The organism is Sorangium sp. So ce145, from assembly GCF_051525985.1.
In the GTDB taxonomy this organism is placed as follows: Bacteria; Myxococcota_A; Polyangia; order Polyangiales; family Polyangiaceae; genus Sorangium; species Sorangium cellulosum_B.
This window is the reverse complement of sequence record NZ_CP150315.1, coordinates 11,519,096-11,540,158: the sequence shown is the minus strand read 5'-3', so window position 1 is coordinate 11,540,158 and position 21,063 is coordinate 11,519,096. Positions and strand designations below refer to the sequence as shown.

The window sequence follows — 21,063 nt, the reverse complement described above, 5'->3', positions numbered from 1 at the left end:
GCGACCCATGCTGTCCAGCCTTCAGTCTTCAGTCACCGCTGGGCGTCAACCCGACCCCGTTCCTGGGTCTGCCCAGAGCGCCGCACGAGCTAGACGGACCTGGTCCGGCGGTTTCGGTTGACCAAGCTGGCCGCTCCAGAGCGACTTCGGCGGCGCTCGTCGGGGTGTTCTGGTCGCTGGCGTTGCGCGCGATGGTGCGTTCCGTGACGAGCGGGGCGCCGAGGCAGGTGCTCGAGGTCGCCGACATCAACGCGCTCGCTTCGGCGTAGCTCGCGGCGCGGAGCTGGCGGCGAACGGTCGAGCTGGCGCTTTGAGCCGCGCGCGCCGGCGCCCGGTGATAGAACGACCGCCGTGAATCCGCATACGGACGCTGGCCCGGCGAGCAGCGACTACCTGGATCGCCTGATGCGCCGAGGGTCTTTCGAAGCCCTGTGGCCGCTCTTCGCCAAAGCCACGCGCCCCGCCAAGGAAATGACCGAGAGCTATTCGGCGCTCGAGCACCTGCGGCCCTTCATGTCCGGCGCGCCGTGCCGGGTCATCCACGTCGGCGACGGCGCCCACGCCCGCACCGGGGCGTTGTTCGCGCTGAAGACGGAGGCTGAGAACGTCAGCGTCGATCCGGTGCTCAACGAGCCGCTGGTCGAGGCCTGGCGCATTCGATTCGGCATCCGCCGCTTCGCCTGGCAACGCGCCGACGTCTTCGCGGCCATCGAACGGCTCAACGCTTTGCCCGACATGCGCGTGCTCGTCACGTTCGTGCACGCCCACGTCCCCATCGACGATGTCCTCGCCCGGCTGCGCTGGAACGTCGCGTACACGCTCGCCTGCTGCCAGCCAGGTCATCAGCTGAGCCAGCGGCACGACGTGCTCGCAACCGGCGAGGACCCGTACGTGTTGTCCAGCGGGCGGCGCTTTCAGGTGCTCGCCCCGCGCGCGTGAGCGCGGGACGCCGTCGCAGGGCTGGGGCGGCGTGCCCCGGGCTCAGCCGTGCGCCTCGACGACGGCGGCGCTCGCTCGCCATGACGGCGGGCGTCGTGTGCTCAGCTACGCGGCGTCGAAGCTCAGGTCGGGAGCGACGTCAATGGCGCGGCCATCGAGGCGATCACGTGAGGCCGCCCCGAGCTCTCACAGCGGCTCGATGCTCAGAAGATCGCCCGCCAGGTGATACACGCGGTAGTGGGCGCCGTGCGTCGTGAGCTCCCACGCTTTCTGCGGGACGACGAAGGCGACTCCGCCGATCGCGTAGCGCCATTGGCTCGGCATGCCGCCGCGGCCGTCGATGTGCACCTTCTGGAGCGGACCCTGCGCGACCAGCGCGGGGCTCTGGGCGTACGCCTTGCGCCTCGCGCTGACCTTCAAGAACGTCAACAGCGCGCCGATACCGAGCAACCCGCCCAGCACGACGCCGCCCCCGCCGAGCGCGTAGAGCCCGTTCATGTCGGTGTCGGAGATCGGCTTCGAGTAATCGTCGTGGAGGTAGAGCGCACCTCCGACCCCCCCGGCGGCGACGAGCAACCCGAGCAGGAGCAAGAACACCCCGGAGCCGATGCCGGAGCTCTTGCCGCGCTTGGCCTGCGCCGGATGAAGGCGCCCTTGCCGGTTCATCTCGAGCTCTTCGAGCGTGAAGCCGTGGGCCGCTCCGAGGTCTCGGAGGTACGCCTGCCGCGGGTCTGCGGGTGAGGCCATCATGCGAGCCTCGAGTGACCCAGGGCGACCAGGGCGTCGATGGGGGCTTCGAGCTCGGCGGGCTTCAGCGGCTGACCGCCGTAGGAGAGACAGAGCTCGCCGTTGTCGTAAGAGAGCCCGACCTGATTCATGGGCAGCTTGAGCAGCGCTGCCTGCACCGCCGAGTTCATGAGCGCACGAGTGAGGGCGGGCGAGTCGCTCCTGAGCGAAATCATGCGATCGAAGTTCGGGTCGCCCGTCGGCACCAGGTGATACTGCGGGCCACCCGCGCCGCGCGTGATCTGGAGCGAGAAGCGATGCGGCGCCGGATACAACGAGCGCGCATAGAAGGCCGTGGAGGTGGTTCTGGTGTTGCCCACCATGCTCCAGGTGGAGATGACGCGGAGCGGCACGTTCTGCACGGCGCCGGTGAGCGACTTGACGCTACGTTGTGACGTGAGCGCGTTGCCCTCGTTCTGCTGATCGAAGGTCAGCCCGTACCTCGTCGCACAGTTCGGCCAGATCGCGTCCGTCGCGCGCGAGAGCTTGATCGCGCCCGCCACGATCGCGACCAGAACGAGGGCGCCCGCCCCGAGCCCCAACCATTGTAGAAGTTCGTACGTGCTCATGTCGTGTTTGCTATCTCAGAAAGAGATTACTCGCCTTTGGAGAGGCGCGACAACGGGCCGCTCTCGCACCGCGAAATTCCCTGCGGGGAGGACACTCACCCGGATCCAGCGGACAGGAAACCCTAGGACTTTCGCCCGTGTCAAGCCCCGCGGGGCCGGCGCCTGGCGAGCTATCTTTGTTCTGGCCCATCAGACACCCGCTTGCCCCGTCGCAGGGCTGGGGCGGCGTGCTCGGGGCGCATGTCACACGTTGCACGCGCCGTCTTGACGGACGAGCGCACCCGCGCATCCTGGCAGCCATGTCGCCACGCCGCGCGCCCGTCGCCCCGCTCGCCCTGCTCACCTCTCTCCTCGTCGCCGCCCCCGCCGCGGCGGCCGTCGTGCCGGTCGGCACCACCGACGAGCTCGTCGCCGCGATCGGCACGGCCAAGGCCGGCGACGAGATCGTCCTCGCCTCGGGCACCTACGCCTTCGACGGCGTCTCTTGCGCGGCCGCAGGCACCGAGGCCGCGCCGATCGTCGTGCGCGCCGCCGAGCCGCTCGGCGCGATCGTCGAGCTGTCGGGCCTCGAGGGCTTCAAGGTCAGCGGCCCGAACTGGCACTTTGAAGACCTCGACATCCGCGGCGTCTGCGCCGACGACTCGGACTGCGAGCATGCCTTCCACGTGTTCGGCGCTGCGAGCCGCTTCACCCTCCGCCGCTCGAGGGTGCGGGACTTCAACGCCCAGATCAAGATCAACGCCGCGCAGGTGGACGGCGTCTGGACGGCCCCCGACGACGGGCTGATCGAGCGCTCGGAGCTGTTCGACACCCACCCGCGCAGGACCAGCAGGCCCGTCACCAAGATCAACATCGACGGCGGCAAGCGCTGGACCGTGCGCGACAGCTACCTGCACGACTTCCAGAAAGACGGCGGCGACACCGTCAGCTACGCCGCGTTCATGAAGAGCGGCGGCTCGGACGGGCTCTTCGAGCGCAACCTCGTCGTCTGCACCACCGCCGGCTCGCCGGACGGGGCGCGCATCGGGCTGTCGTTCGGCGGCGGCGGCACGGGGGCGGAGTACTGCGCCCCGGCCTACGACCCCGACGTGCCCTGCGAGGTCGAGCACACCGGCGGGACGATGCGGAACAACATCATCGCGAGCTGCTCGGACGTCGGGATCTATCTGAACCGCGCGGCGGACACGCGGCTTCATTTCAATACGCTGATCGCGACGAGCGGGATCGACTTCCGCTTCGCGACGACCAGCGGCGTCGCGCGCGGCAACGTGCTCACGGGCAAGATCCGCGACCGCGACGGGGCCACGCACGAGGAGAGTGACAACCTGGCCGAGGTGGGACTCGCGACGTTCCAAACGTGGTACGAGGATCCGAGTCTCGGCGACCTGCACCTCAAAGGGGATGTGGCGTCGCTCGTCGGCGAAGCGCCCGCCGAGGCCACGGTGACCGACGACTACTGCGCGCGCGGGCGGCCGGGCAGCGGGAGCTTCACGCTCGGCGCGCTCGAGCATTCGCTCGGCGACTGCGCGACGGTGCCGCCGCCGGGGCCCTCCGGCGACGGGGGCGCGGGCGGCGGCGCCGCCGGATCGGGCGGGATGGGCGGCGGCGCCGCCGGATCGAGCGGGATGGGCGGCGGCACCACCGGCTCGGGCGGGGGTGAGGCGGGCGGCGCAGGCGGCACGGGCGCAGGCGCAGGCAGCGGCACCGGCGCGGCCGGCGGGGGCGGCGACGCCTCCAGTGACGCAGAGGGCTGCGGCTGCCGCGTCGCGGGCGCCGGCGGGAATCACACCCTTGGCCTCCTCACGGCGGTCCTCGCCGCGTTCGCCCTCCGGCGACGACAGGCCTCCTCACCGCCGAGCGGCGCCCGATAGGACACCGATCACGTTGATCGAGCGAGAAATGAGCCGCCAAGGCGCCAAGGACGCCAAGAACGAAACACAATCATGGCGTCCTTGGCGCGCTTGGCGGTTCAAATTCCTATTCTTTTCTGAGGTTTCAACCCGTTTGTCGCTCTAGAGCCTGCCTGTCCACACTACTTGCGCGCCCACGCGCAACGCATCGAACACGAAGGTGCGTTTCATGAGCACGGCCCACTCGACGTAGCGTGACGTTGCAAACAACTCCCCGTCGAACAGCCGCCCCCGGCGCAAGACCGAGATCAGGGTCGGCTCAACTCGCACCGTAGGCTCGGCCTGCGCGATCGACTTCGCTGAGGGCGCGCGGCGCAGGCGAAGCGCACGACGACGCAGGGCCAGGCGCAGGCGACGCAGGCGCCCGCGGCCACGCTGCTCTCCGCGTGAAGGGCCGAGGAACACCGGCCGGCCCTGCGCGCCCGAAACCGAGGTGCTCTATTCCAGCAACACCGGTTCGACGTTGAGTTTGTACGTGATATGGAGATCGAACCCCGCGTCCGAATTCTCGGCGTTGATAACGATCGTGTGCTCGCCTGGCGAAAGGCGCGGGAGCAGCACGTAGATCCCCTCGTCGACGCTGGGCGAATATATCCCGGCGGGCACGTTTTCCGGGCAGAATGCGTCGAACAGGTTCTCTTCGGGCACCGTGATCTCGAAGGCGTCGGACCGGACGCGGCGCACATGCCTGACCAGGCGGCCGTCGACCGTGGCGTACGCGTCGGTTATGCCTTCGATGAACGGGTGTATCCCCTCGAACAGCTCGTCGACGCTCAGGTTTTCCGAGTCCTGCCCGCACACGTTCGGGCTATTCCACGCCAGGATATTCACGATCGGAAAGAATATCTTCTTGTTCTCGGGCACGGTGCAGCTTCGGGTCACCTCTCCTCCGAAGGCCGCGCCGGCCAGGAACCAGACATCGCCCCGCTGCCCGACCATGCAATTTTCCCCGGTCGTATCGGTCAGCGGGTTGTCGGGGGTCGGTATCGACGTTGCCCATTGCCACCACTGGGCGCTCAGGTCGCGGTAGGGCCTGGGGCCGGCGGGCCCCGTTCGGGTCGGAGCCATGACCCCGAGGCCGAGCACGATCATCGCCACGAGGTTCCTCGCGCTGTTCTTCATGGCGCTCTCCTTCTCAACGAGGGACGGAGCCATGCTCCGTCCTCGACGTGGGCACGATTGAAATATCAAATCAAGGAATGTCTCCCGGCGGCAACGATACCCACAGCGTAGCCATGTGCAATCGGGCACGCCTGTCACCCGAACACGGAGACAGAGAGACAGAAGGAACCCCGATGTCTCCCCTGTGTCCCCGTCGTCGGGCGAAGCCTCTCCGGACGGAGGACACCATTGCTCTCCCACGAATGAACGAGAATGCCCAGGTCAGCAGCCCGCGCAGCCTCGAGCTGCACGCGCCACGCGCTCGGTCACGACAGACGTGCTCGCGCTCAGCTCACCCGGCCGCGACGCGTAGCACGCCGGACCGGAGGTGGAGAAACGACGCGTGCACGTAGCGGACGAACGGCGCCTTCAGGCCGAAGAAGGCCGCCAGATCGACCTCGGCCGCCGCGCGGAACATCCCCTGATCCAGCACGGGAGCCTCGGTGCGGAGCGCGCCGCTCGCGAGGCTCCGGCAGGCGGGGGACGCCGACGCGGGGTGGATGGCGACCACGAGCGTGGCGGCCCATGGCGCGGCGATCCGCTCGCCGAGGGCCCTCGGGTACCGATAGCCGAGCGCGAGCACGCCGCCCCGCAGCGTGGCCTCGATGACTGCCGCCGCGCCCGCCACGGCCGGTGCCGGAGGGGCGACCTTCCCCGCCGCAGCCGCGCCCCTCGCCCCGTCGATCGCGCTCCCCGCCCCGCGCGCGCCGCCGCACCCGCCTAGCGCCACGAGGCCGGCCCCCGCGGTGACCTGCGCGATGAACGCGCGCCGCCCCTCACTCGCCATGCGACGGCCCCTGGAGCCTGCGCCGGCGCGCCTGCCCCACCAGCATCCGCGCCGGCGTGATGCGGCCCAGCGCCGCGGCGCTCTCCTCCGCCGTCGGCCGCACGGGGTGACCCGGCGGGAGCTCGGCGACCATGCTCTGCCACAGCGCGAGCGCCCGGTGCTGGTAGATCTGCGCCAGGCTCGATCGCGGCGAGAGGAAGCGCTGGCCGAGCACCATCGCCCTCTCGAGGAACGCGATCGCCTCGTCGTCGCGGCCGTCGTTCAGGAGGTGGAGCCCCTCGTTGTACCAGGGCATCGGATCCGCCGGATCCTCCTCGCGCATGCGCTGGTTCGCCTCGAGGTAGCGCGACAGCTTCTCTTCCATGACGCCGTCGTCCTTCAGGAAGCCGTAGTGCTGGATCTCCACGCCGGCCGCGCGGACGACGAGCTCCGGGTGCCGGTCGAGGCTCGGCTGCACCGTCTCGTGCACGGCGCGCCCGTACCGGATCCGCGCGTCGTTGCGGAACAGCCGCACGGCGATCGTCATGACGGGCGGGCCGTCCTTCTGATGATTGGCGATCTCGAAGGAATAGGCGTGGACGTCGAGGTCGTCCATGAGCCGCACGACGCGCGGCAGATCCCAGTGCGCGAGCTCCTCGTCCGGATCCAGGCTCAGGATCCAGGGCCGCGTGGCCATCTCCAGGCCCACGTTGCGCACCTCGGCCAGGTCCAGCCGGTCCGTCCTGTGGACGCGCACGCGGTCGGTGAACCTCCGCGCGATCTCGACCGTCGCGTCGTCGCTGCCGTTGTCGACGACGCAGATCTCGTCGACGAACGGCTCCAGGAACGCGAGGAACCGCTCCAGCCGCTCCGCCTCGTTCCTCGCGATGATGCAGAGCGATACGCCGGACGCGGGCGCATACCTGCGCAGCGTCACCGTGTTGCTCGCGAGATCGGCCAGCTCGGGGGGCGCGCCCGCGCGCGGCGGCGCGTACGGGTCCGGCCGCGCGTGGAGCGCGAGCCGCGCCTGCCGCGACGCCTCGGTGTCGTAGCCGAGCCGCCGCACGCGGACGTCGGTGAAGCGCCCGCACCCGTCCGGCATCTCGGGGATGCCGCCGCCGGGCAGGCCCCCCTCGGCCCCCCGGGCGACGCGCAGGCCCGGCTCGTTCCGGTACATGCGGTACCCCGACATGGCCCCGAGCGCGCCGTCCGCCCGGAAGTACGTGCGCGTCGGCTCCCAGAACGTGTACCAGTGGAAGCCGAGCGCCTTGATGTGCGGATCGGCGAGCTGCATGAGCCGCTCGGCGCGCGCGCGGTCCATCTCGAACACCTCGTCGGCGTCGACCGCGAGGATCCAGTCCGGGGAGAGCTCCGCCGCCAGCTGCAAGGCGCGGTCGCGATCGCGCCGATCGTCGACGCCCGGCGGCAGCTCCGTCCGCTCGTACCGGGCCACGGCGGGGTGCGACCGCGCGATCGCCCCCGTCCCGTCCGTCGAGCCGTCGTCGAGCACGACGATCGCGTCGGCGAACCGCGCCGTCGCGTCGAGGCTCTCGCGCAGCGTCGCCTCCGCGTCCCGGACGCGGTACGCGGCCACGAGCCGCGTCTTCCCGGCGCGGCGGGCGCGCCACTTCTCGAAGAAGAGCTCCGCGCCCCCGAGGCCGCCCTGCGCGCCGGGGAACGCCTTGCTCAGCGTGGCGCTCCCCTCGTGGTGCACGTACACGTCGCTCGCGATCATGCACTCGAAGCCGCGCTCCTGCGCCCGCAAGGCGAGGTCGGCGCCCTCGTGGCCCACCGGGAAGAAGCGCTCGTCGAGCCCGCCGATCTCACTGTACACCTCGCGGCGCATCATCAGGCAGAAGGTCGAGAGGGCGAACGACGGCGCCCACCGCCGGCGGAACGCCTCGCGGTGCTCGGCCGCGAGCTCGTTCAGCGCCTCCGGCTGGAACGGCGGCGGGTTCTGCACCTTCTGCGGGCCGCGCGCGCTGTTCGTCACGGGCCCGACGAGCCCGACGCGCCGCGCGCCGGGCACCATCCGCGGCGCCTCCTCCATGCACTCCCGCAGCCCCTCCAGCCACCTCGGGGTCACCACGACATCGTTGTCGAGCAGCACCAGGTACTCCCCGGCCGCGACCTCGAGTCCCCGGTTCGCGCCGCCGGCCAGGCCGAGGTTCTCGTCCAGGAAGACCGTCTTGGCGGCGTCCCCGAGCCGGCGCGCGACGTCGGTCAGGTAAGCGGGGGTGCCGTCCTCCGAGCCGTTGTCGACGAAGATCACCTCCGCGTCCGAGGGGAGCGTGCGGAGGAGGGCGTCCACACATCGCGCCGTGTACTGGAGGTTGTTCCACGTGACGACGATAACGGAATAAACAGGCGTCATCGGGCACCGGGCGGGGCCATGAGGCGAACCACGTTGGAGACGTACTGGCGATACGCCGCGTGCAGATAGAACGCCCCGACCCGGGGTGCCAGGACGATCTCGCACCGGAAGCTGCCCACGAGGTCCGCGCCCACGTCGTCGATGTCGTCGGGGAAGACAAGCCTCGGCCCGAGCAGAGGCACGGTGACGCCGCCCTGCGCGGGGGCATAGATCAGCGTGAGAAAGACGCCGCGGAGCACCTCGGCGCGCTCGACCTCGATATCGACGGCGGGCACACGCGAGCTGCCGTGGACGACGTGGACGAGGGCGCCGCCCTCGACGGTGGGCGGGCCAGGCTGGGCGAGGACGACGCCCGCGCCGGAGGTCGCGGGCGTCTCCGCGGTCAGGCCGAAAGAGACGGATCGGACGAGCATGGGTTCACCGCCGGTCAGAATTCGATGGCCTTCTTGTCGACGAGATCGATGCCTATCACGTTCGACACGTAGTTCTCGAGGACGAGGTACACATAGACGCTCGGCCGGTAACGGGGCACCGCCACGGCGCAGGGGAACGCGACGGTGACGTTGAGCCAGGCGCCCTGGTACCCCTCGGACGCGAGGCTGCCGCGGCCCGGCATCGGCAGCGCGGGCTCGGCGAGCTGGTTCGGGCCGTCGCGCTCGCCCGCCGGGAACTCGATGAACGTGTTGCGCGCGAGCAAGGCGCCGCCGTCCGCCTGCTCGATGTCGTGGACGACGAGGACCATCGACTCCTCGACGTCGCGGTAGCGGCTCGCGACGGCGTCCGGGAACAGGAACGAGGCCGAGACGTCGAGCTCCACCGTGCCCGCCGCGAAGGACACCCGCGAGATCGCGAGTCGGATGGCCTCCTTGCCGGCCGCGATCTCGGGCGAGCCCCCGTGCGGGGCGAAGCCAAAGGGTGTCCGGGGTTCGATCTCCATGGGGTCCTCTCGACGTGGGTGCGACGCGGGGCGCGGGGCCGAGGGAGCAGCGCGCCCCCGCCCCGCCCGCGCGGTTCAGCCAAAGTGGTTCCAGCTGCGGGAGGTCTGCGCCGGCGCATCGAGGCGCACGCGGCGGATGCGCGGGGCGCACACGGGGCAGAAGACGCCGTCGTCGCGGTTGCTATGGCCGGCGTGGTAGATGGTGCAGAGCCGCCCCGCGCCGAGCGCGGGCCACCAGTCGTACCGCTGGCCCGACGTGGTGGACGGGTCCGGCGTGAGGCCCGCGTTCGTGTTGCAATGCGGGCCCTGCCCGCCGAACTGGTCGGTGTACCAGCGGGGGTTGGCGAGCTGCGTGGCGAGCGCCACGCCGGCCGCGCTGTACTGCGGCTCCTGCCGGACGGTCTGCCCGATGCCGTGCCCCATCTCGTGGACGAAGGTGCCGAGGACCGCCGTCTCGCTCCGGCCGGGGCCCGTGCACCCGACGACGCAGAAATTGCCCCAGCTGTAGCCGTTGATCGAGCTCTTCCAGATGAACGAGAACGTGAGGTTGTACGTGTTGCCCGGCGTGGCGAGGTGCGCCGTGAGGCCCGGCAGCGTGGTGAGGTTCCAGTTCACGCGGTTCGGCGACCCGGGCGTGAAGGTGAAGTACGCCCGCACGTCGGTGGCGCCGGCCGCCGGCCACGACGCCTGCGCCGTCCACATGAAGTTGTTGCCGTTCATGGGGTCGCGCCACACGGTGCGGAACGTCGTCACGCTCCCGACCGCGTTGTTCGCCGTGGGGAACGCGTGCCGCTGGAGCTGCGTGTAATAGCAGTTCGGCACCAGCAGGAAGGCCATGTGAAGCGGCTTGTCGGTCAGCGTGCCTCCCCCGGGGGGCGCGCCGCCGACGCGCAGGTTGAGCAGCGCGTTCGGGCCGCCGTTCATGAACGGCCAGTCGAAGGTCGGCGAGCTGGCCGCCTGCTGCGACAGGCTCTGGAAGTCGACGCGAGCCGAGTCCACGGTCGCGAGCGCCGGGAGGACCGCCCTGCGCTCCAGCTCGATGAAGTGCCGCGCGAACTCGCCCACGAACCGCGGATCGATGTTGTTGTACGTCGAGAGCGTCTGCGCGCCGGAGTACCAGACCGTATAATAGAGCTTTCGCCACGTCTGGAACTCGTCGGTGGCGAGGAACTGGGCCCGCTGCCCGTCGCGCGACGCCTTGATCGTGTACTTGTCGCCGCCGATGTGCGTGAACGTGAGCGTGTTGTCGAAGTGGTGCCCAAGCCCGACCGTCACCCCGGGGGCCGCGCCGTGCGCGAGCCGCGTGCGCTCGGTGAGCGACTGGAATGCGAGGCTCTCGTTGCCCGGGTCGGGCTCGATCCACCAGTCCACGCGGTCGCCGGGCGCGACGTTGGGCACCTGGTTGGGCGTGACGCGCAGCTGCCGCACGGGGCCGTTCACGCCGGTCGCGGCGGCAGGGAGGTTCACGTACTGCTTGATCGTCGGCATGCGAGAGCTCCAGGACGAATCAGCGGGGAGTCCGGTGCATCAGTCCATCAGTCCATCAGCGCGGCGCGGGTCGAGGCTCGCGCCGCGGCCGCCCCCTCAGAACACCTCGATCTTGTCGACGCCCCAGTCCTTGGGGTTGTCGGGCGCGGGCGGGGGCTCCTCCATGACGATGACGATGAGCGGCGGCTGGACGAGCGGCGTGGGCGGGGTGTTCTTGCTGTTGTGGAGCATGAGATCGAGCGCGCGGGCGCAGCCCTTCCCCTCGACCTTGACGTCGAACGAGTAGCTGATGAACTCGGCCTTGTTCATGTTGACGCCGGAGGCGACGCCCCCGTTCGTGCCCGCCTCGTCGCCGCTGCTGCGCGAGAAGTTGCTGTCCTGATGGCAGATGGGGTTGCCGTCGGCCTTGACGTTCTTCGCGGTGCTCGCGGCGTCGGACGACATGGCGATGTTGGGATAGGGGATGGGGACCGGCGGGGCGGGCGGCGCGGGGGTGAGGCACACGTCCGGGAAAGCGATGGTCATTCCGTTGCTCGCGGCGTGGACGACCGTGCGTGAGTTGACTCCTACGGTGACAGGCATATCGCTCCTCCTTCACGCCCTCTTCGCTGCAGCCGAGACGAGGCACACGGCGGCGCGCGTCCCGTCGCCGGAGCCCGCGAAGAGCGCGGCGCGCGCCTCGGGGGACGCGCCGCGCTCGAACGATCGCACGCACGCGGCCGCGAGGCACCCGCCGGTCGCGGCGCCGACGTCGCCGTAGCCGTCGGCGGGGTGCCACAGCGCCCGGACGCCCCCGAGGAGCGCGGGCGCGCGGACGCGCGCGAGCCCCCACTCCTTGGCCCGGTAGCTCTCGCCGTTGAGATCGCAGAGGACCCACGCGGGCGGGCCGCCCGCGGCGCACGCGGCGGCGAGCGCCGCGGCGAGGGCCTCGCCCGAGGGGGGATCGCCGCTCTCGATGGCGTGGGGCTCCTGCCCGGCGCCCGAGCCCTCGATCTCGGCCAGGATGGGGGCGCCGCGGGCCTCGGCGCGGCGGCGGTGCTCGACGAGCAGCGCGGCCGCGGCCTCGCCCGGGATGAACCCGTCGAGGTTGCGGCGGCTCTTGAGCCGGCGCGCGTGGTCGAGCGCCTCGAGCAGCCCCACGTCGACCTGGGAGTCGGCGCCGGCCACGATCCAGGGCGTGCCGGGGTCGGCCTCGACGGCGCGCGCCGCGTGGGCCAGGCCGAGGAGCATGGCGGCGTGCCCGTCGGGGGCGAGGAGGCCGCGCGTCACGGCGTCGACCCCGGCGGCGTCGGCGAGCCGCTCCCGGAAGGCGTCGCGCAGCTCGTGGTGGTGCGCGGCGGGGCCGGGCGAGGGGCGCGCGAGGAAGAACGAGGCGTCCTCCAGGTCGGCGCGCGCGAGGTCGCCGGAGGTGGCGAGGTCCTGGAGCGCCAGCGCGAGCAAGCGGACCGGGAGGTCGAGCGCGCGGGGGAGATCGGTGTACGCCGCGACCACGGAGAAGGGCTCCTCCGGGCGGGGCGGGTCGGCGGGGAGGCAGGGGTAGCTCGGCCACTCGCGGAAGCGCGTGAGGCGGGCGCGGACCGCGGCGGTGGTCGACGCGGCGGTGTCGCCGAGGGCGGTGACCATGCCGGCGGCGGTGATGACGGCTCCGGTGCTCATGCGGGCGCGGGCTCCACCTCGATGCGGCGCACGCGGAAGAGATCGCGACCGACGGGCATGGCGCCCCGGTACACGAGCACGGCGCGGAGGTCGTCGGGCTCGAGGACCACGGTGTCGAGGACCAGCGGGAGCGGGCGGCGCTCGGAGTCGATCAGGACCACGGCGCGAGGCGCCGCGGGGGGCAGCGAGAAGCGCTGCGGGCCGAGGGGGCTCAGGTGCACGAGCTCGACCGGCTCGCCGCCGCGCAGGTGCGGCGTGGCCACGAGGCGCGGGTGCGCGCCCTGGTGGTAGCGCGGGTCGAAGGCGGCAGGCAGGAACGGCGACGGGGCGGGAGGCGGCGACCCGGCGGGGGGCGGCGACGCGGGATCGGGCGCCGTGGCGGCGTAGCGCAGGCGCGGCTGCCAGCTGCGCCCGATGAAGCCGAGGCCGACGGGCTCGGGGCGATCGTCCGGCGAGCGGAGCGGCTTCCTGGGATCTTCGAGGTTCGGCATGGCGAGCTGCGCGAGGTCGACGAGCGAGCGGCGGGCCCGGAACCCGCGCCCGACGGGGTTGCGCGGCTCGACCTCATGGTCGGCGGCGGACTCCGCGGACTCGTCCCGCCCGCCGAACGCGCGCTCGTACACGAGCGGCATCCGCTCGAAGGGCGCGGGGGACGCGGGGCGCGCCCAGGTGCGGTCGCCGAAGACGGCGAGGGTCGTGCGGATCGGACCGACGCGCACGGAGACCTGGACCTCGGCGTCGCGGCGGCCGGGAGGGTACGCGTGGCCGAGGACCACGACGTCCGTGCCAGGCTTGTGCGGCGCGAGGTCGCTCTCGTAGCGCACGCTCGAGAGGCCCGGCTCGCCGTGGAAGGCGTCGGCGTGCTGGAGCGGCACCTGCTCGGCCGCCGGCGCGAGGCGGCCGCCGGCGTGGATGGCGAGCGTCGCCTTGACGAGGACGACGAGCACCTCGGCGCCGGCGGCGTCGACGTGGACGATGCGCTCGGCGACGAAGGGGGTTCGGTTGCGGAGGTCCATGTTCAGGTGGGCGAGGGCGCGGCGTCGGGCACCGAGCGGAGGAACGAGGCGCCGAGGCCGTCGGCCGCGACCTTCGCGGGGCGGCGCTTGCGCGGGGGGATGAGCGGCTCCGACGAGGGGCGCGCGTCCGGAGCGAGGCGCGGACGGCGCGGGCGCGCGGGGCGCCGGGCAGGGGCGGCGGCCGCGGCCGCGGCCGCCGTGGCGGGCCACGGTGCGGCGGCGGGCGATGATCCCAGGGCGTACGACGGCGCGATGCGCGGCTGGGCGAGGGCGTACGACGGCGCGACGGGCGGCGGCGAGGCGACGGGCGCCGGGGCCGCGGCCGCGCCGGACACCCACGGCGAGCGCGGCTCCGAGGCGGCGTGGGGCGCCGCGCCCGACACCCACGGCGAGGAGCGCTCCGGCGCGGACGGCGCGGGAGGGTGCGCGGACGGCGCCTGGGGAGCAGCGGGGACGGGCGCGGACGGCGCTGGCGCGAACGGCAGCGCGCCGGATGCCGCCGCCGGCGAGACGAACGGCAGCACGCCGGACGCCGCCGGCGCTCGGACCGGCGCCGCAGGCGACGCCGCGGCGGGGGCGGCGAACGGCAGCGCCCACGCCGCCGCGCCATCGCGGGCGCCCGGAGAAGACGGGGCGGCGGGCGCGAACGGCAGCGCCCTGGAAGCTGCGCCCGCCGCCGCCGGCGCCACGAAGGGCAGGCCGCCGCGCCGCGGCTCCGCGGGCGGTGTCCCCGCTGCGGCGGGCAGCTCCGCCGTGCCAGACCTCGCCAGGCGCGGAGCTTCCGCGGAGGCCGCGGGCGACCGGAACGGCAAGGCGGGGTTCGGCGGCCCTTCGTCCGGATCGACCGCCACCGTCCCGGACAGCGGATGGTCCGCCGCCCCGCGCCCCGCCCGCTGCGGGCTCACCGCCGCCGGCGCCTCCTCCGGATCGAGCGCCACCGTCCCCGCCAGCGGATGCTCCGCCCCGCGCCCCGCCCGCTGCGGGCTCGCCGCCGCCGGCGCCTCCTCCGGATCGAGCGCCACCGTCCCCGCCAGCGGATGCTCCGCCCCGCGCCCCGCCCGCTGCGGGCTCGCCGCCGCCGGCGCCTGCGCCGCTTGCGCCCGCTGCGGCGCCGCCTGCGCCCGCTCCGCGCGGACCGGCGGCGCTGCCGCGACGTCCCACGGCACCGCCTCGCCCGGGAGCGCGACCCTGGCCGTGACCCGGACGCTGGCGAGGGCCTCCTCGCCCGGCAGGAGCGCGCTGGCGCGCCACACGAGCGAGCAAAGCCAGCGATCGGCGTCGATCACGAGCATGTCGGCGACCAGCGGCAACACCTGCGGCTGCGCCGCGCCCTCGAAAGCGACCCGCGCCTCGGCGACGGGGCCCGGCAACCACGCCTCGATGCGGTCGAGATCCGGGTGCATCCCCTCGATCAGGATCCATTCGTTCCCCCGGAGGTACGGCGTCTGCTGATCGGCCGGCGCCGCCTGGAAATACGCCCAGTCGAAGCCGTCCGGGACCACGGGCCACGGGGCCTGCACGCCGCGCGGATCGGCGTTTCCCAGCCGGCGCTGCCGCGCGGGCCAGTGCGCCGCGATCGGCCCGAGGCCGGCGGCGCGCGTCGGCTGCCGGGGATCGATGATGTTGGGCGCGCGGCCGGCGCGCGGATCGACGCCGGCCGGGTTGTCGGGGTCGGCCGCCCCGCCGAGGGCGCGCTCGTAGCCGAGGGGCATGGCGAGGAACGGCTGCGGGGCGCCGCGGCCGTTGCCGCCGCGGTCGCCGTAGACGTGCAGGGACTTGTCGAGGAGGACGGCCGCGTCGAGGCCGACGCGCAGGCGGACGGGGACGAGCGGCGCCGGGCTCCGCCCGCGGGCCCAGGCGTGGCCGCCGAGGAGGATGTCCGCGCGCGGGAGGAACGGGGCCATCTCCGCGGCCGCCGAGACGGCGGCGCGCGGGTCGGCCGCGGCGCGCGCCGCGCGCACGTCCGCCGCGACGATCGGCGCGGGCGGGAGCGGCGACATGGCGCGCTTGTGCTCGAGCCGGAAGGTCGCCTTGACGACCACCGCGAGCATCACCCGCCCCCGGGAGCGGAAGGGGCGCACCGCGGCCGCGGCGTGCCCGAGGGCGCGCGGCGCGGGCGGCGCCCTCACGGCGAGGCCCCGAGCGCGGCCCTCTGCCGCTCGACCCGCGCGGCCACGTCGAACAGCGGGCGGCCGGGCGCGCGCGCCGCCCGCTCGAACGCGGCGCCCGCGCGCCGCCGCTGGCCGCCGAGCCGGAGCACGCGATCGAGCGCGCCCTCGTCCAGCGGGCGGCCGTCCACGTGGCGCACCCCCGACGCGAAGCGCCCGCGGTGCGCCGCCCAGAGCGCCCGCGCGTTCGCCCCGTGCGGCCACGGCAGCTGCGTGTCCGGATCCATCTTCACGCTCGTGTCGCGCGGATCGTCGCTCGGCCCGGCGTCGAAGCCGGGCGCCGGCGCCCCGCGCAGCGCCCCCTCGATCGGCGCGCCGGTGACGCGCGAGAGCGCCTCGCCGGCGAGCCGCGCGAGCGGCGCGACGTCCAGCCGGTCGAGCACCCACGGCAGCAGCGCCGGATCACCCAGCGCCCCCGCCGCGACAAGGCAGACCCGCCCGAGCCCGGGCGATCGCATCAGCGCCTCGATCCGGCGGCGGGCCTCGCCCGGCGGGCTCACGCGGGCGGCGCAGTCGGCCGCCTCCTCGGCGAACGCGCCGCTCCGCCCGGCGACGCTCCACAGCGCCTCGTCCGCGCCGCGCGCCCCGAGCAGCGCGCCGGCCCACGCCGACCAGAAGCGCTCGGCCTCGTCGTCCGAGCCCCACGCGCCGCGGAGCTCGCCCGCCAGATCGGCGCGGCCCAGCGCGCCGGCCGCGCGGAAGGCCAGCGCGCGGACCGCCGCGTCGCCGTCGCAGATCGCGTAGCCAAGGAATTGCCCGGGATCGCGGCGGTGCGCGACGCACGCGGCCAGCGCCAGGCGGCGCAGCGCCGGCGGCTGCGCCCCCGACAGCATCGGCGCCACGATCGCGAACGCGTCGGCCGGCGACGCCCACGCAAGGGCGCCCGCGACGCCGGCGGCGGGCTCGTCCGCCTCCTCCGTCGCGTCGAGCACGGCCGCGAAGCCCGGGAAGTCGCGCGCCTCGACCGCGGCGATGGCCGCCGCGAAGAACGCGCCCGGATCCTTCGTGGAGAGGGCGGCCAGCGTGAGCTCCCAGCCGGGCTCCCCCGCGATCCGGAGCCCATCGAGGTGGGCCTCGACGCGCTCCTCGAGCTCCGCGAGATCGGCCAGCGTGTAGTGGTGCGACCTCACGGCCATCTCGCGGAGCTCCCAGAGGAACGACGCCATCTCCGCGTGATCAGCCACCACCTCGTGAACCATCCGCCTCGGCTCCGATCCTGCGCGACGCCGCTCAGTTGATGTCGACCCCGCTCCCCGAGATCTTGACGTTCGAGCCCGCCTTGACGCTCACGTCGCCGTCGCTCTTCACCTCGACCTTGGCGCCCTCGACCTTGACGGTGCCCGAGCCCTTCACGGTGATGTCCGACCCCTCGACCGTGATCTTGCCGGAGCTGTCGACGATGATCTTGCCGCTCCCGCACTCCAGCGTGAACTTCTCGCCGACCTTGACGGTCTTCTTCGCGCCGACGGACTCTGTCGCGTCCACGTCGATGTTCCGGGTCTCGGTGCCGCCGACCGACAGCGAGTCGTCGCTGCCGACGGTCGTGTTGCGCTTCGAGCCGACCTCCAGCGTCGCGCGATCACCCACCTTGACGGTCTCCTCGCCGCCCACCGTGAGCTCGCGCTTGCCGCCCACCGACTCGATGTCGTCCTTCCCGACGTCGGTCTTCCGGCTCTGCCCGATCTTCAGGCTCGCGTCCTCGCCGATATCCACGCTCTCGCTCTTCACGACGCCGAGCGTGCGGTTCGCGCCGATCTTCTCGTTGTGATCCTCGCCGACCTCGGTGGTCTTGAAGGCGCCGATCGACTCCCACTGGCTGTTGTCGATGCGCTTCTTCCGGTCGTGGCCGACGGTCAGGCGCTCGTCGTGGCCGACGGACTGGGTCTTGTCGTTCTCGACCTCGATGTTCCAGTCCTTCTGCGCGTGCAGGTAGATCTCCTCCGCGCCTCTCCTGTCCTCGAACCTGAGCTCGTTCGAGCCGCCGCCGCCCGGCGAGGTGTCCGACTTGATGGTGCTCTTCGTCTTCTCGGCCGGCAGCGCGTAGGGCGGCACGTTCGCGCCGTGGTAGACGCGCCCGACGATCAGCGGGCGATCCGGGTCGCCCTCGAGGAAGTCGATGACGACCTCGTGGCCGATGCGCGGGATGTACATCGAGCCCCACGCCGCGCCCGCCCAGATCTGGCTCACCCGCATCCAGCACGAGCTCTGCTCGTTGCGGCGCCCCTTCCGGTCCCAGTGGAACTGCACCTTCACCCGGCCATAGATGTCCGTGTGGATCTCCTCGCCCGCCGGGCCCACCACGATCGCCGTCTGGATGCCGCGGGGCGTCGGCTTGGGCGTCTGCACGGGCGTGCGGTAGGGCACGTCGTCCGGGATGCACTGGAATCGATTGGAGTACCCGACGACGGTCTCCTGCGATTCTCCCCCGACGGCCCGCGAGCCGAAATGGTCGACGCGCGTGATCAGGTATCCGCGGTTGAAGCTCTCGCGGCCGTGGTCCTCGAGCGTGAAGGTGGCCCCGGGCACGAACCGGAGCACGCTCCCCTGCCCCTCCGCGGTGCGGCGCACGAGCTGGAGCTGCTCGAGCCGGAGCTTCGCGAGCTGGGTGCCCTCCTCGGGCAGATCGTGCTCGGTGGCATACACGTACACCTCGAGATCGGTGTCGCGGTCGGCCTCCGCCTCCCCCTCGAGGCTCAGGCTGGGCTTCTGGAAGTTGTAGTCGCGGACGGTGACCTTGCCGGGCCGGACCTCCTCGGCCATCGAGAAGCGGGAGACGGCCTCGCGCGCGGCGAGGGCCCCGCCGGCGGCCCGGTACGGCACGACGCTCGGCCCGTCGATGGGCTCGTGGACGAACGGCGCGTCGCCGAAGACGAGCACGTGGTTGTCGGCCTTGTGCTCGAAGAAGCAGAACATGCCTGTCTCTTCCATCAGGCGGCTGATGAACGCCCAGTCGGTCTCGGCGTACTGCACGCTGTACTCCCGCCGATCGTGGGTCATCGCCGTCGAGATGCGGAAATCGTCCGAGGAAAGGCCCGCCGCGCGGAGCACCTTGTCGATGATCTCCGGCGCCGTCGCCTCCTGGAAGATGCGGTAGTCGTGCCGGTGCTGCAGGCGCCACGCCCGCGGGACGACCGTCGCCAGGTACGTGGTGACCGCGCGCCCCTCCTCGTGCTGCTCGAAGCGCGCGACGATGCCGTGGATGTACCGAGTCGACGCGTCGGTCCGGATCGTGAGCAGGCACGTTTGCCCGACCAGCCCGTCGAACGCCAGCGCGGCGTCCGTCGACGCGAGGGTCACGCGGAAGTGGAACAGCCGCGATATGCCCTCATGGCCCTCGATCCGCGCGACGCGCCACGGATCGGTCGCGCCTTCCACAGCGAAATCAAACTCGATCGCACCGTCCGCCATCGGTCGCCTCGCCCTCGCACGTCCCGGAGCCCGAGCCGTCGAGCCTACCATCGCTCGCCGGCCGGGTGGGCACATTCACGCGCGCCGACGTCGTCGACATGCCGGCGCACATGCCGGCGCACATGCCGGCTTACATGCCGTCGACATGCCGGCACTGCTTGACGCACGGTGGACGAACGGTTGACGCACGGCGAGGGCGGGCCTAGTCAGATCGGGCGCCGGGGGAACAGCGGACAGCGGATCGCGCGGATTCATGGGCAACGTCTGGCAGGTCGTCGATGCGTACGGAGACGTCGGCTTCGTCCGCGCAGCCGGCGCGGTCCTGCCCGAGGGCGCGGAGCCGATCGAGCCGCACCTGGCCGCCCTCGAGGTGCCCGCGTGGTTCCCTTCGGAGGAGCCGGACCGCGAGCGCGTCGATCTCCTGAGCGAGCTGTGCGCCGCGGGCGCCGGCATCGTGTCGCTCGACGCGGCGCGCGAGCTCGACCTGCTCCGCGAGCGCGTCGCCGAGCTGCTCCGGACGGGGTGCATCCTCGCCTTCCGCGGCCCGCCGCCGCGCGCCCCCGAGGCGCGCAGGCCGCTCGAGGTGCCGCCGCCGGTGCAGCCGTCGCCGAAGGCGCCTCCCATCGTCCACGCGCTTGTCGGCGTGATCCAGGTCGATTTCGCGGCGAACCACGCGGTCGAGCGGGACTCTCTCGGGAACTTCGCCTCCCCCGAGTGGCTGAGCACCCGTCAGGCGGCGGATCAATCGCCGGTCTGCTACGTCCGCGGCGCGCGCGTCCCGCTGGCCGTGGTGCTGCGCGTGCTCCGGCCGCCCAGCGGGACCGAGTCCGTGCAGCTGCGCGGCCGCGCCGTGGCCGGCGGTGTGACGCTCGAATGGACGTGCACGGTCAGCGTGTCGCCCGGGTCGGTCGACGTCTCCACGCCCTCGATGACGAGCAGCGCGCCGCTGCCGAACGTCGTCGCCTGCTACGATCCGCTGACGATCGCGTGGGAGGCGAACGCCGCCGGCACCGGCTGGGTCGGCGCGGGCACGACGGCGCACCTCGTCTACGCGGTGCTCGGCGCGCCGGCCGGCACGGTCCACTGGACGCTCGTGGACATCTCGTGCCGCGCGGCGCAGGGCGAGACGACCGAGGGGCGCGTCGTGTCCCAGAGCTTCGCGCCCTTCGCGACGCGGGCGCTCACGCGCAAGCGCGACGGCGTGGGCCTCACGTACTGGAACCCGAACACGACCACGTGCACGAACACGCGCCTGCTCCTCGCGAGCGCCGACGGCAGCGGGCAGTGCGGCTCGTGGGCCGAGTTCTTCATCGACATGCTCAAGGTCCACGGCATCACCACCGCCGACAAGGTGGTGGTCGTCGTCACGGTGGCGGCGTGGACCTCGGGATCCCAGGGGTTCCTCGTGAAGAACTGGCAGTGGAACGCGGCCACGCAGCCCGCCCCGTGGACCCACCGCATGTGGACCGACGTGGTCAACCTGCCCGGGATCCCCGGCCAGCGGAACCCCGAGCCCCCACCCGCGTTCTTCAACCATTTCATCGTCGTGCACGGCGGGCAGCTCTACGACCCTTCCTATGGCGGCGGGCCGTTCGCCGACGCGGCCACATGGGAGACCGGCGCGATCGACGGGCTGTTCGCTGCCGCGCTCGCCGGCTATCCGAAATCGTCGAACCCGCAGGCCCTCGTGCAGCTATGGAACATGCGCACGAACGCCCGCATCTAGAGCACCGACCAGCTTGGAAACCAGGGGAATGAACCGCCAATGCGCCAAGGACGCCAAGAAGACAATAAAATCTTGGCGTCCTTGGCGCCTTGGCGGTTCAATTTCTTGCTGTTTGCATGCCATTTCAACCCGTTCGTCGCGCTAGCGCAGCGCGGAGGT

17 protein-coding genes are annotated in these 21,063 nt (G+C 72.6%); 3 read left to right on the top strand and 14 right to left on the bottom strand.

Annotated features, from left to right (window positions below):
* Positions 1-351 precede the first annotated feature (351 nt).
* Positions 352-939, top strand: a complete 588-nt coding sequence (locus WMF34_RS42900) for a hypothetical protein (protein WP_437991431.1) — start codon at positions 352-354, stop codon at positions 937-939.
* A gap of 186 nt (positions 940-1,125) precedes the next feature.
* Here the strand turns inward: WMF34_RS42900 and WMF34_RS42895 are convergent, their stop codons facing one another.
* Entirely contained in the window at positions 1,126-1,686 is a 561-nt protein-coding gene (locus WMF34_RS42895) for a hypothetical protein (RefSeq protein WP_437991430.1), read from the bottom strand.
* Positions 1,686-2,294 carry a hypothetical protein gene (locus tag WMF34_RS42890; RefSeq protein ID WP_437991429.1) on the bottom strand — a complete coding sequence of 203 codons (609 nt, stop codon included), beginning with the start codon at positions 2,292-2,294 and terminating at the stop codon, positions 1,686-1,688. Before WMF34_RS42890 ends, WMF34_RS42895 begins: the two co-directional genes overlap by 1 nt.
* 299 nt (positions 2,295-2,593) lie before the next feature.
* Between WMF34_RS42890 and WMF34_RS42885 the strand changes: the two genes are divergently transcribed.
* On the top strand, positions 2,594-4,165 hold the full coding sequence (locus WMF34_RS42885; RefSeq protein ID WP_437991428.1) for an MYXO-CTERM sorting domain-containing protein: 1,572 nt from the start codon (positions 2,594-2,596) through the stop codon (positions 4,163-4,165).
* Positions 4,166-4,642: 477 nt separating this feature from the next.
* Here WMF34_RS42885 and WMF34_RS42880 read toward each other — a convergent pair whose 3' ends face one another.
* The 12 genes from WMF34_RS42880 to WMF34_RS42825 form a co-directional block, all read right to left on the bottom strand.
* Positions 4,643-5,326, bottom strand: a complete 684-nt coding sequence (locus WMF34_RS42880) for a hypothetical protein (RefSeq protein WP_437991427.1) — start codon at positions 5,324-5,326, stop codon at positions 4,643-4,645.
* A 331-nt stretch (positions 5,327-5,657) separates the two neighbouring features.
* Positions 5,658-6,152, bottom strand: a complete 495-nt coding sequence (locus tag WMF34_RS42875) for a hypothetical protein (RefSeq protein WP_012240973.1) — start codon at positions 6,150-6,152, stop codon at positions 5,658-5,660.
* The gene (locus WMF34_RS42870; RefSeq protein WP_437991426.1) at positions 6,142-8,505 is read right to left on the bottom strand and encodes a glycosyltransferase; all 2,364 of its coding nucleotides are present in this window, start codon (positions 8,503-8,505) and stop codon (positions 6,142-6,144) included. Before WMF34_RS42870 ends, WMF34_RS42875 begins: the two co-directional genes overlap by 11 nt.
* A complete protein-coding gene (locus WMF34_RS42865; RefSeq protein WP_012240971.1) occupies positions 8,502-8,918 on the bottom strand; it encodes a hypothetical protein in 417 nt (138 codons plus the stop codon). Before WMF34_RS42865 ends, WMF34_RS42870 begins: the two co-directional genes overlap by 4 nt.
* Positions 8,919-8,932: 14 nt before the next feature.
* A complete protein-coding gene (locus tag WMF34_RS42860) occupies positions 8,933-9,442 on the bottom strand; it encodes a hypothetical protein (RefSeq protein WP_012240970.1) in 510 nt (169 codons plus the stop codon).
* A 75-nt stretch (positions 9,443-9,517) separates the two neighbouring features.
* Entirely contained in the window at positions 9,518-10,930 is a 1,413-nt protein-coding gene (locus WMF34_RS42855) for a hypothetical protein (protein WP_437991425.1), read from the bottom strand.
* Positions 10,931-11,026: 96 nt separating this feature from the next.
* Entirely contained in the window at positions 11,027-11,512 is a 486-nt protein-coding gene (locus WMF34_RS42850) for a DUF4150 domain-containing protein (protein ID WP_437991424.1), read from the bottom strand.
* A gap of 12 nt (positions 11,513-11,524) precedes the next feature.
* A complete protein-coding gene (locus WMF34_RS42845; RefSeq protein WP_437991423.1) occupies positions 11,525-12,586 on the bottom strand; it encodes a hypothetical protein in 1,062 nt (353 codons plus the stop codon).
* Entirely contained in the window at positions 12,583-13,602 is a 1,020-nt protein-coding gene (locus tag WMF34_RS42840) for a DUF2169 family type VI secretion system accessory protein (protein WP_437991422.1), read from the bottom strand. Before WMF34_RS42840 ends, WMF34_RS42845 begins: the two co-directional genes overlap by 4 nt.
* Positions 13,603-13,604: 2 nt before the next feature.
* Positions 13,605-15,731, bottom strand: a complete 2,127-nt coding sequence (locus tag WMF34_RS42835; protein ID WP_437991421.1) for a DUF2169 domain-containing protein — start codon at positions 15,729-15,731, stop codon at positions 13,605-13,607.
* Positions 15,728-16,957: a TIGR02270 family protein gene (locus tag WMF34_RS42830; RefSeq protein ID WP_437991420.1), complete on the bottom strand. Its 1,230-nt coding sequence runs from the start codon at positions 16,955-16,957 to the stop codon at positions 15,728-15,730. The genes WMF34_RS42835 and WMF34_RS42830 overlap by 4 nt, the downstream gene beginning before the upstream one ends.
* A 43-nt stretch (positions 16,958-17,000) precedes the next feature.
* Positions 17,001-19,178 (bottom strand): type VI secretion system Vgr family protein, encoded by a 2,178-nt coding sequence (locus WMF34_RS42825; protein ID WP_437991419.1) that lies wholly within the window; start codon positions 19,176-19,178, stop codon positions 17,001-17,003.
* A gap of 253 nt (positions 19,179-19,431) precedes the next feature.
* Here WMF34_RS42825 and WMF34_RS42820 point away from each other — a divergent pair, with 253 nt between their 5' ends.
* Positions 19,432-20,904: a hypothetical protein gene (locus tag WMF34_RS42820; protein WP_437991418.1), complete on the top strand. Its 1,473-nt coding sequence runs from the start codon at positions 19,432-19,434 to the stop codon at positions 20,902-20,904.
* Positions 20,905-21,063: the final 159 nt, after the last annotated feature.